At 73.1% G+C, this 10822-nt stretch carries 9 protein-coding genes; 5 read left to right on the top strand and 4 right to left on the bottom strand.

Features of this window, described 5'->3' with window-relative positions; all coding sequences use genetic code 11:
• Positions 1–74 precede the first annotated feature (74 nt).
• Positions 75–1163, bottom strand: coding sequence for a bifunctional 2-polyprenyl-6-hydroxyphenol methylase/3-demethylubiquinol 3-O-methyltransferase UbiG (locus tag EYA84_RS17680; protein ID WP_131054165.1), 1089 nt, complete (start codon positions 1161–1163; stop codon positions 75–77).
• A gap of 134 nt (positions 1164–1297) precedes the next feature.
• Here EYA84_RS17680 and EYA84_RS17675 point away from each other — a divergent pair, with 134 nt between their 5' ends.
• Both EYA84_RS17675 and EYA84_RS17670 read left to right on the top strand, forming a co-directional pair.
• Positions 1298–2422 (top strand): acyl-CoA dehydrogenase family protein, encoded by a 1125-nt coding sequence (locus tag EYA84_RS17675; protein ID WP_236145823.1) that lies wholly within the window; start codon positions 1298–1300, stop codon positions 2420–2422.
• 66 nt (positions 2423–2488) lie between these two features.
• Entirely contained in the window at positions 2489–3298 is an 810-nt protein-coding gene (locus EYA84_RS17670; RefSeq protein ID WP_131054164.1) for an SDR family oxidoreductase, read from the top strand.
• 63 nt (positions 3299–3361) lie between these two features.
• On the opposite strand, the gene EYA84_RS17665 is transcribed toward EYA84_RS17670, so the two are convergent.
• Entirely contained in the window at positions 3362–3712 is a 351-nt protein-coding gene (locus EYA84_RS17665) for a VOC family protein (RefSeq protein WP_131054163.1), read from the bottom strand.
• 152 nt (positions 3713–3864) lie between these two features.
• On the opposite strand from EYA84_RS17665, the gene EYA84_RS17660 reads away from it, so the two are divergent.
• Positions 3865–5331, top strand: a complete 1467-nt coding sequence (locus EYA84_RS17660; protein ID WP_131054162.1) for an aldehyde dehydrogenase — start codon at positions 3865–3867, stop codon at positions 5329–5331.
• Between the two features lie 67 nt (positions 5332–5398).
• On the opposite strand, the gene EYA84_RS17655 is transcribed toward EYA84_RS17660, so the two are convergent.
• Together EYA84_RS17655 and EYA84_RS17650 are read right to left on the bottom strand one after the other, a co-directional pair.
• On the bottom strand, positions 5399–7222 hold the full coding sequence (locus EYA84_RS17655) for an ABC transporter ATP-binding protein (RefSeq protein ID WP_236145822.1): 1824 nt from the start codon (positions 7220–7222) through the stop codon (positions 5399–5401).
• Positions 7219–9015 carry an ABC transporter ATP-binding protein gene (locus tag EYA84_RS17650; RefSeq protein ID WP_131054160.1) on the bottom strand — a complete coding sequence of 599 codons (1797 nt, stop codon included), beginning with the start codon at positions 9013–9015 and terminating at the stop codon, positions 7219–7221. Before EYA84_RS17650 ends, EYA84_RS17655 begins: the two co-directional genes overlap by 4 nt.
• Positions 9016–9276: 261 nt before the next feature.
• On the opposite strand from EYA84_RS17650, the gene EYA84_RS17645 reads away from it, so the two are divergent.
• Positions 9277–10089, top strand: coding sequence for a hypothetical protein (locus tag EYA84_RS17645; protein WP_131054159.1), 813 nt, complete (start codon positions 9277–9279; stop codon positions 10087–10089).
• Positions 10090–10157: 68 nt separating this feature from the next.
• Entirely contained in the window at positions 10158–10724 is a 567-nt protein-coding gene (locus EYA84_RS17640) for a DUF6529 family protein (RefSeq protein ID WP_236145824.1), read from the top strand.
• Positions 10725–10822: the final 98 nt, after the last annotated feature.

Genomic DNA, 10822 nt, shown 5'->3' with positions numbered 1-10822 from the left:
ACCCCGATGGGTGGCCGGCCGTTCTCGTCGTCCGACCCGCCGCACACGACGCCGGCGGGCGGCGGGCGGCGGGCTCAGCCGATCAGCCGGTACAGCCGGTGGAAGCGGTCGTCGATGGGCAACTGGGTGACCGCCACGAAGCCGGCCTCGGCCGCGAGGTCCCGGACCGCGTCCGGGCGCAGCACCGTGCCGGTGCCGGCGGAGGGCTGCTGACTGCGGCTCGCCGGCAGGCAGTGCAGCACGCTGGTGGCGTACTGGAAGCGTTCGATCTCGTCGGCCGGTGCGGCGAACCGCTCCGCCACCCGGGCGTCGAGCACCAGCACGCTGCCGCCGTCGGCACACAGCCGCCGGCAGGCCCGCAGCACCTCCACCGGGCGCGCGATCTCGTGCAGCGCGTCGAAGAGGCAGACCAGGTCGTACGTGCCGGCCAGGTCGGGGTCGGCGGCGTCCCGGGCGGCGAAGGAGACCCGGTCGCTCAACCCGGCGTCCGCCGCGTGCCCGGTGGCGTCCGCGATCACCTCGGGGTCGATGTCGTACCCGTCCACGGTGATCCCGGGGAAGGACCGCGCCAACCCGATGCCCGCCCAGCCCGCACCGCAGGCCACGTCCGCGACCCGGGCCGGCGTGCCGACCAGTCGGGTGTGGATGTCCGGAGCGTGCCGGCGCAGCCAGCCGGCCATCTGGTGGGTGAACATCGCGCGGTTCGCCCCGGCGTGCCCCTCCCGCCAGTCGACGCCGTAGACCGCGTCGGCCACACCGGCACCGCTGCGGTACGCGTCGAGCAGCGCCGGCAGCGCAGCCGCCACACCGCCCAGCGGCAGTACGGCAAGCGCCGACATGGACAGCGGGCTGTCCGAGACGGTCAGCACCTCGGCGTGCGCGGCGGGCAGCGTGAACACCCGCTCGTCGGCCGGGGCCGACGCGTCGTCGACGGTCAGCACCCCGGCCACCGCCTGCTGTTCCAGCCACTCGCGGGCGTACCTCGGGTCGACCCCGACGCGCGCGGCGATCTCCCCCACCGTGCCGGGGCCCTTGGCCGCGAGGTCGTCGTAGAGCCCGAGTCGGACACCGAGGTACGTGGCGAGCAGTTCCTGGGTGGCCAGCAGCGAGGTCCACATCCGGACCGCGAAGACCCGGGCCTGCGGGTCGATGGGAGTCGTCATCGGTATCCCCTCCGGCGACACACGTGTGTGTTGTTTTCTCGGCACACTCTATCCACGCGGGCGCGCCATGGACAGCACCCGGCGACGAGAGATAGCGTCCGAACACGACACACCGAACACAGGAGGGGGCCGACGTGAACCCAACGCTGTCCCGGGTACGCGAGCTGGCGTCCCGCGTGGCGAAGCACGCCGAGGAGATCGAGCAGCGACGCGGCCTCCCCGACGACCTCGTGGACGACCTCCGCGCGGCCGGCTGCTTCCGGATGTTCGCCCCCGCCAGTCACGGCGGCGACCAGCTCGACCTCTCCGACGTGCTCGCCGTGCTGGAGGAGCTCGCCCGCGCCGACGCGGCCACCTCGTGGACGGTGGGCCAGGTGGCCCTGTCGCACCTGATCGTGCGGTGCGGTCCGGCCGCCGCGCTCGACGAGGTCTTCGCCGACGGCGCGGACACCCTGGTCGCGGGGGCCGTGGCGCCCAAGGGCCGGGCCCGCACCGGCGACGACGGGTGGCGGGTGACCGGCCGTTGGCCCTTCGTCACCGGGTGCCCCCGGGCCGCCTGGTTCTATCTGAACTGCGTGCTGGTCTCCGGGCGCAGTGTGCCGGTCGGCCCGGACGGCGCACCGGCCACCCGCATCCTGTTCGTGCCGGCCCGGGACGTCCGGGTCCTCGACACCTGGCAGGTGCTGGGGCTGCGCGGCACCGCCAGCCACGACGTGACGGTCGACGACGCGCGGGTGCCGGAGCATCTCGCGGTATCCCCGCAGGACAGTGACGCCGCACACCGCATCGCGCAGTCCAGCCTGATCATCGGCGCGGTGGCGGTCGGGCTGGCCGACGGCGCGCTGACCGACCTGGTGCGTCTGGCCGCCGACGGCAAACGTCCGGCGTTGAGCGCGCGGCGGCTCGCCGACTCCCCGGTCTTCCTCGACCGGCTGGGCGAGGCGCAGACCATGCACCGGGCGGCCCGGGCGCTGCTGTACGCGGAGGCGGCCGAGGCGACGGCGGCACCCGAGGGCGGGTCACCCGGTGGCCGGGCCCGGCTGCGCGCGGCGGCGGCGCAGGTGACCAGCCTCTGCGCGCAGGTCGTCGACGCCGCGTACACGCTGGCCGGTGGTACGGCGGTGTACGACACCTCGCCCCTGCAACGGCGGATGCGGGACATGCGTACCGCCACCCAGCACTTCGTGGCGGGCCGCGACTCGTACGCCACGGTGGGCGCGCTCGTGGTGGACGAGGAGACGTCCACCGGGCCGCTCTGACCCGAGTCGTCACGGGGCCGGCCGTGGACCGGCGCCGTGGAGAGCACATCGTCTGTGGAGGTTCCAATGAGTGAGTTGTTCTCGGTCGCCGGCAAGACGGCACTGGTCACGGGCGGCACGCAGGGCATCGGCCGGATGATCGCGGAGGGCTTCGTCGCCGCCGGTGCGCGCGTCTACCTGACCGCCCGGACGAAGTCCGACTGCGAGGACGTGGCCCAGGAACTCTCGGCCGGTGGCGGGACGTGCGTGGCGATCCCCGCCGACCTCTCCGAGGAGTCCGAGTGCGTCCGGCTGGCGCGGGAGATCGCCGAGCGGGAGTCCGGGCTGCACATCCTGGTGAACAACGCCGGCACCGCCTGGACCGCGCCGGTGGAGCAGTTCCCCGCCAACGCCTGGGACAGCGTGCTCGACCTGGGTCTGAAGGCGCCGCTGTTCCTGGTGCGGGAACTGGCCGGACTGCTGCGGGCGGCCGGCACCGCCGAGGACCCGGCGCGCATCGTCAACATCGGCAGCGCCGACGCCCAGCGGGTGCCGGAGATGCCGACCTATTCGGCCGCCGCCGCCAAGGCGGCGATCCACCACATCACCCGGATGCTGGCCCACGACTTCGCGCCGACGGTGACCGCGAACGTGATCGCACCGGGCAGCTTCCCGTCCCGGATGATGGCCGGCGTGCTGGAGGCGATGGGCGAGGAGATCGCCGCGGTGACGCCGTTGCAGCGCATCGGGCGGCCGGACGACATCGTCGGCACCGCCATCTACCTGTGCAGCCGCGCCGGATCGTACGTGACCGGTGCGGTGGTCACGGTCGACGGCGGGCTCTCCACGGCCCGGACCGGCTTCGTGCCGGGCCGGTTCCTCACCGACGAGGGGTGACCCGCCCCCGACCCGCGCGAGGGCCGGGTACCCGATCGGGTACCCGGCCCTCGTGCCGTGCGGTCAGTCCTTCGGCGCGGGCGGTACGTGCAGGCCGAAGGCGAGTCCCTGGTTGTCCCGGCACTCGGCGAACGCACCCCACTCCTCGGTGGCCGGACGCATCGGCTCCACCTCGCCACCGAGTTCCTGCACCCGCTTGATGGCGGCGTCGATGTCGTCCACCCGGAAGTAGAGGTAGTGCTGCGGCGGCCCGGGATCGCGGTGGAAGCCGCCCGGCACCGCCCCCTCCCCGGTGTCGATCGACCCACCGTGTTCCTGCGCCTGCACCTTCCAGCCGAACAACTCGGCGTAGAAGCTGCTGGCCACCGCGACGTCCGGCACCCCGAACTCGAAGTACGACAGCTGTCCTGACACGACCGGCCTCCTCGGTCCAACCATCCGGTACGCCACCCGACCGTCCGGACGGGGGGCTATCTAACGCAACAAACTACACTAGGATTCGACCCAACATACTCCGCTGACCGTCGCCATCGGATGGCGCGCCGAGCCGGAAGAGGTGTCACCACGTGCCCGTCACCGCCGCTCCGACCGAACTGATCCCGGACACCGCCGCCCTGATCGGCGCCACCCGCACGGCCACCACCACCGGCGGCGTGCACGAGCACGTCTACGCCGCCGACGGACGCGTGACCGCAGCCGTGCCGCTGGGCGGCGCCGCCGAGATGGACGCGGCGGTCCGTGCCGCGGGGGAGGCCCTCGACGGCTGGCGGGCCACCCCCGGCAACGTACGCCGGGATCTGCTGCTCGCCCTGGCCGACCTGGTCGAGAGGCACGCCACCGAGCTGGGCGGGTTACAGACGCTGGAGAACGGCTGCCCCCGGCAGTTCGCCTCGGTGATGCCCCGGGTCGCCGTGGACCACCTGCGGTACAACGCCGGATGGGCGGACAAGGTCGGCGGCGAGGTCGTCCCGACGTGGCCGATCCGGGCCGTCGACTACACGCTGGACGAGCCGTACGGCGTGGTGGCCCTGATCATCCCCTGGAACGGCCCGCTGGTGTCGGTCGCGCAGATGCTCGGCCCGGCGCTCGCGGCCGGCAACACGATCGTGCTCAAGCCCTCCGAGCTGGCGCCGTTCACCGCGCTGCGCATCGGTGAGCTGGCTCTGGAGGCGGGCTTCCCGCCCGGCGTGCTCAACGTGGTGCCCGGCGGGGCAGCCGGCGGCGAGGCGCTGGTCCGCCACCCGGGCGTGGACAAGGTGCACTTCACCGGCGGCGGCGCCACCGCCCGGCGGATCCTCGCCACCGCCGCCGAGCGGCTCCTGCCGGTGGGCCTGGAACTGGGCGGCAAGTCGGCCCACGTCATCTTCGCCGACGCCGACGTGCGGATGGCGGCCCGGCTGGCGATGAGCGGCGTCGTCGCGCTCAGCGGCCAGGGCTGCGCCAACGGCACCCGGGTGCTGGTGCACTCGTCCGTCTACGACGAGGTGCTGCGGACCGTCGCCGCCCGGCTGGCCCGGGTGCCGCTCGGCGATCCCGCCGAGGACCGCACCATGATGGGCCCGGTCGTCAGCGAGCAGGCGTGCCACCGGATCCTGGGTGTGGTGGAGCGGGCCCGGGACAAGGGCCAGGGGCGGCTGGTGACCGGCGGCGAGCGCCTCGGCGGCGACCTCGGCGACGGGTACTTCATCGCGCCGACGGTGTTCGGGGAGGTCGACCCGGACAGCGAACTGGCGCAGGAGGAGATCTTCGGGCCGGTGCTGGCGTTCACCTCCTTCGACACCGAGGAGGAGGCGATCCGGCTGGCCAACGGCACCCGCTACGGACTCGGGGCGTACCTGCACACCACCGACCTGCGCACGGCGCACCGGGTGAGCCGCGCGGTGGCGGCGGGCAGTGTCTGGGTCAACGGGGTGCCCGGCGTGCTGCCCTCGGCCCCGTTCGGCGGGATGCGGCAGAGCGGCTGGGGTCGCATCGGCGGCGAGGCCGGCGTCCGGGAGTTCCTGCGGCCGAAGAACGTCTGGATTGCCGCCTGAGGCTGTCCCGGACCACCCGGAGAGCGTCACCCGTCTGACGGGCGGCCGACGGCCGCCCGTCAGACGACTACAGCCGCCAGGACCGGGTCGCCTCCTGCTCGGCCCACATCCGCGCGTACCGCCCGTCGCGGGCCAGGAGTTCGTCGTGCCGTCCCACCTCGACGACCTCGCCGGCGTCGAGGACCACGATCCGGTCGGCGTGCCGCACCGTGCCGAGCCGGTGCGCGACCACCAGCACCGTCCGGTCCCGGATCAGGCCGGACAGGGCCTGCTGGACGTGGCGCTCGTTGGTGGCGTCCATCGCGGCGGTCGGCTCGTCCAGCAGCACGATGGGCGCGTCCTTGAGGATGGCGCGGGCCAGCGACAACCGCTGCCGTTCACCACCGGACAGCGTGGCACCGCCCTCACCGACCAGGGTGTCCGCGCCCTGCGGCAGCCGCGCCACGATCTCGTCCACCCGGGCCTGCGCGGCGGCACGGTCCACCTCGTCGTCGTCGGCATCCGGTCGGCCGAACCGGATGTTGTCCCGCACCGACTCGCTGAACAGGTAGCTGTCCTGGAAGACGACGGTCACCGCGTCGAAGAGGGTTCCGCTGTCCAGTTCCCGGATGTCCACCCCGCCGATCCGGATCGCCCCGGAGTCCGGCGCGAAGAACTGGGCCAGCAGGTGCAGGCAGGTGGTCTTGCCGGCGCCGCTGCTGCCGACCAGCGCGGTCACCGTGCCGGCGGTGGCCTCGAAGCTGACCGACCGCAGCGCCGGCCGGGCCGCCCCCGGATAGGTGTAGGAGACGCGGTCGAACTCGACGTCGTGGCCCTGCGGCACCGGTCCGGCACGGACCTCCGCCGGCACCGGCTCGGCCAGCAGCGCGCCGAGCCGGTCCACGGCCGCCTCACCGACCCGTAGGCTCTCGGTCTGCTCACCCATCGCCCGCAACGGCCCGTGGATGCGCAGCGACAGCACCGCGAACACCAGGAAGGTGGCCGGTGCCAGGTCGCCGCCGATCAGCAGGAAGGCACCGGCCAGCAGGACCACCGGCAGCCCCAGCTCGATCACCGTCAGGAAGAGCACCAGCGGCACGACCAGCTTGTTGACCAGCCCGATACTCGCCTCCCGGTGCCGCACCAGGGCCTGTGCGAGACGGCTGGAGCGCTCACCCGTGGCACCGTGCGCGCGGGCCACCGCGATGCCCGAGACGTACTCCTGGAAGCGGGCCGCGGCCTGGCCGCTGGCCTGGGCGCGTTCGGCCGCGAGCCGGGCGAAGGTCCGCTGCGACCAGGCGTAGACCAGCATCGCCAGCGGAATGGTGGCCAGCGCGGCCAGGCCCATCCGCCAGTCCTCGACCAGCAGGCCCACCGCGATCACCAGCGGCAGCAGGGCCGCGCCGATGATGGTGGGTACGGCGCCGAAGACCACCGGCTCCAGTTCGCTGAGATGGTGCGTGACCAGTGCGGTGAGGTCGCCGGTCTGCCGCTTGGTGTGGTAGCCGAGCGGGAGCCGGCGCAGGTGCTCCAACGCCCGCAGGCGCAGCTCGCCGAGGAGTTCGAAGGAGGCCACCCAGCTCTGCCGCTGCGCGAGCAGGTCGAAGCCGAACTGGCCGACGGTCGCCGCCACCACGGCGACGCTCCACCAGAGCACCTCGCGTTGGCTGATCGGCGGCCCGCCGAGGTTGGCCTCGCGGAGTCGTTGGAGCACCACGACGAGCAGCCAGATCGGCACCGCGATGCAGACCGCCGCCGCCATCCGGGCGGCGATCCCCCACAGTTGCTGGCGACGCAGCCGGGGGTCGGACAGCTCCCACAGCCGGCGGATGAGGGCCGCGGTGCGTCCGGCCACCGTGCCGACGGGCGGCGCGTCCGGTCGGCCGTCGGGAGGTGAGGTCAGGGTGCTCATCCGCGCGCTCCGCTCCGCTCGTCGCTGGCGCCGAGGCTCCATCGGGCGCTGGTGGTGGCGTCGGCCCAGAGCCGCGCGTACGTGCCGTCGGCGGCCACCAGGTCGTCGTGGCGGCCGGTCTCGGCCACCCGGCCGTCGGTCAGCACCACGATCCGGTCGGCGTCGCGGATGGTGCTGAGTCGGTGCGCGATGACCAGCAGGGTGCGTCCGGTGGCGAGGTTCGCCACCGCCTGCTGAATGGCGATCTCGTTCTCCGGGTCGGTGGAGGCGGTCGCCTCGTCCAGCACGACCACCGGCGCGTCCTTGAGCAGGGCGCGGGCGATCGAGATGCGTTGCCGCTCGCCGCCGGAGAGGGTGGCGCCGCGCTCACCGACCACCGTGTCGTAGCCCTGCGGCAGGGAGAGGATGAAGTCGTGGCAGCGCGCCGCCCGGGCGGCCCGGTGCACGGTCTCGTCGTCGAGGTCGGGTCGGCCCAGGGTCAGGTTGGCCCGGACCGTGTCGTGGAACAGGAACGGGTCCTGGAAGACCACCGCGACGGTGTCCATGAGCTGGTCGACGGCCATGTCGCGGACGTCGACACCGCCCACCCGGACGCTGCCGGCGTCCACGTCGAAGAACCGGGAGACGAGGCGGGCGACGGTGCTCTTGCCCGAGCCGCTGGGGCCGACGACGGCGGTGACCCGGCCCGCCTCGGCGTGGATGCTCACCCCGTCGAGCGCCAGCCGGTCGGGGGTGTAGCCGAACGAGACGTCCGTCAGCTCGACCGAGGTCGGGCCGAGCGGCACCCGGTGGCCGGTGTCCGGCAGCGCCGGGCTGTTCAGCAGGGCGGCGATCTCGTCGGCGCCGAACCGCACCTGGCGCAACTGGGAGCTGTAGCCGGTGAGTTTGGTCAGTGGCGCGGTGTACCCGAGGGCGAGCAGCAGGAACAGCAGCAGTGTGGGCAGGTCGACCGCGCCGTCGCGGTAGAGCCAGAGCCCGACCGGCACGACGACGGCCACGTTGGCCGCCATCACCGTGAAGTACGCGGCCCCGCCGGGCAGGAAGGCCAGCCCCCAGCGGGTCTCCGAGTCGACGTACCGGCGGACCGCGTCGGTGGCCCGGGCCACCGTGTCGGTCTGCCGGTTGAACACCTTGACGGCCTTGATGCCGTGGAGGAACTCGGTGACCGCCTGGTTCATGGCCATCCCGGCGCCGTGCCACTGCGCCACCCACGCGCCCGAGCCCCGGGTGGCGTGCCGCATCGCCAGCATGGCCAGCGGGACGACCGCCACCGCCGCGAGCGCCAGCCGCCAGTCGATGACGAAGAGCCAGACGGTGGTGGCCGCGACCACGGTGATCGCGGCGACCGCGTCGGGCAGCATGTGCGCGACGAAGACCTCGACGCGTTCGACGTCCTCCATGGCGAGTTTGCCGACCCCGCCGCTGCCGCGCCGGGTCACCTCGCCCAGCGGCAGCACCGAGACGCGTTCGGCGATGCGCTGGCGCAGCCGGTGCAGCAGCCAGTACGCGCAGACGTGGCTGATCGCCAGGGCCCCGCCCATCAGCCCGGTGCCGGCCACGATGGCGACCAGCGCGACCACGGCGTACCGGATCAGGGAACCGCCGTCGGGGTCCGCCTCGGTGACCAGCTCGACCGCGACCCGGTAGGCCATCAGGTAGGGCACGAGTTGGCACGCCACCGCCGCGACGGCGAGCAGCACGGCCGAGGCGAGTCGGCCCCGTTGCGCCCGGACCAGTGATCGGAGCAGTTCCCGGCCGCCACCACCGGCGTCCGTGTCGGTACCGGCGGCCATCGCCCACCCCGTCTCGTCGGCGGTCGTCGGTCCCTTGAGGACCTCCCGAGCGGTGTAATGGTAGTCGTTATCGATCTCGCGAGACAGCTTCCCCGCCCGCAAATGTCGCCGACGGTGGGCCGACCGACCGCTCAGGGTGATCGACACCTGTCCGAACGGACCACCTCGGACACCGCCTCGACCTTGCGGCAAAGGTTCTCCCGCGCCGATTGAACCGATACACCGCCGCCGGCCGTACGTCTTGGGCGAAGGGAGTGGCCCATGAAGCGCATGACCCCGTTGCTCACCCTCCTCTCGGGGGCGGTGACGGCCGCCGTGCTGTTCACGATGAGTGCGCAGGCATCCCCGCCGGGAACCCAGCCCGCCGCCGGGAACGGACCGCCGGCCGCCGCGCCGGCACCGTCGCCCGGGATCGAGGACGACGTCGAGGCAGACGTCGACGGCGATGTGGACGACCCCGCCGAGCCGGAGGTGGACCCGGACGCCCCCGACGGCACCGACGGCGCACGACCGGGCGTGACCTCGCCACCGACCGACCGGGACCCGTCGTCGGCCGGTACCGAGGTCAACTCGGTGGAGCAGAACTGGATCGGCCAGCTCGAGAACGGCGCCACCATCGCGATCACCGTCAAGAACGGCAAGGCGGAGGCGTACGTCTGCGACGGTCGCGAGATGGAGGTGTGGCTCTCCGGCACGGTCCGCGACGGCAAGATCGAACTCACCGGCAAGGACGCCAAGCTCACCGGCGTGATCCGGGGCGATGTCGCCAGCGGCGAGATGGTCGTCGGCGTACGCCGGTGGAAGTTCACCGCCCGTCCCGAGGAGAAGACCGACGACGCTCCGGTGGTCAAGTCCGGTTCCGGCACCGCACCGGCGATCTACCGGGCCACCGAGGAGATCCGCGCGGCCGGCATCGACGGCGGTTGGATCATGCTGCCGGACGGCACCCAGATCGGCATCGTCACCTGGAACGGCAAGCCCATCCCGGCACCGCCGCTGGACCCGGCCTTCTTCACCACCAAGGTCAACGGAGTCACCATCACCGCCGCACCGGTCGTCCCCGGAGCACGGTGATGTCCCAGCACCGCCACAGCAGCGTCCGGACGGTGCCCCGCCGCCCCCGGGAGCCCTCGATGGAGGTGATGCGCGACCTCGACGGCCCGCCGCCGCCGAGCGCGCCGAGGCCACGACCGTCGATGGTGGTCCCGCTGCTGGTCGGGGCGGGGGTCGCGGTGGCGTTGGGGGTGTACGGCCGCACCCACACCCCGACCGGCATCGCGGTCAACGTGGCGGGGTTCTCCTCGCCGCTGACGGTGAAGGTGTGGCTGGGCACCGGCGCGGCCTTCTTCGCCGTCGTCCAACTGCTCTCGGCGCTGTCCATGTGGGGCCGGCTCGGCGGGTTCTCCCCGTCCTGGGCCGGCACCGCGCACCGCTGGTCGGGACGGATCGCCTTCCTGCTCACCGTCCCGGTCGCGGTGCACTGCCTGTACGCGCTCGGCTTCGCCGACTTCGACACCCGGGTGCTGATGCACTCCCTGCTGGGCTGCTTCTTCTTCGGCGCGTTCGCCACCAAGATGCTGACCCTGCCCAAGCGCGGACTCGCCGGCTGGGTGCTGCCGGTGGTCGGCGGGGTGGTGTTCGTGGCCCTGATCGGCATCTTCCTGACCTCGTCGGTCTGGTACTTCACCACGTTCGGTTTCCAGCTCTGACGGAAAGGCACCTCGGATGAACCACGAGCAGGCCGGCTGCTGCCGGTCGCGGCGGGCGATGCTGGCCGGCACCGGCGCGGTGGGCGCTGTCTCTTATA

It is taken from the genome of Verrucosispora sp. SN26_14.1 (genome assembly GCF_004307965.1).
In the GTDB taxonomy this organism is placed as follows: Bacteria; Actinomycetota; Actinomycetes; order Mycobacteriales; family Micromonosporaceae; genus Micromonospora.
The sequence above is the reverse complement of the archived record's forward strand: the minus strand, read 5'-3'. Positions and strand labels throughout refer to the sequence as shown.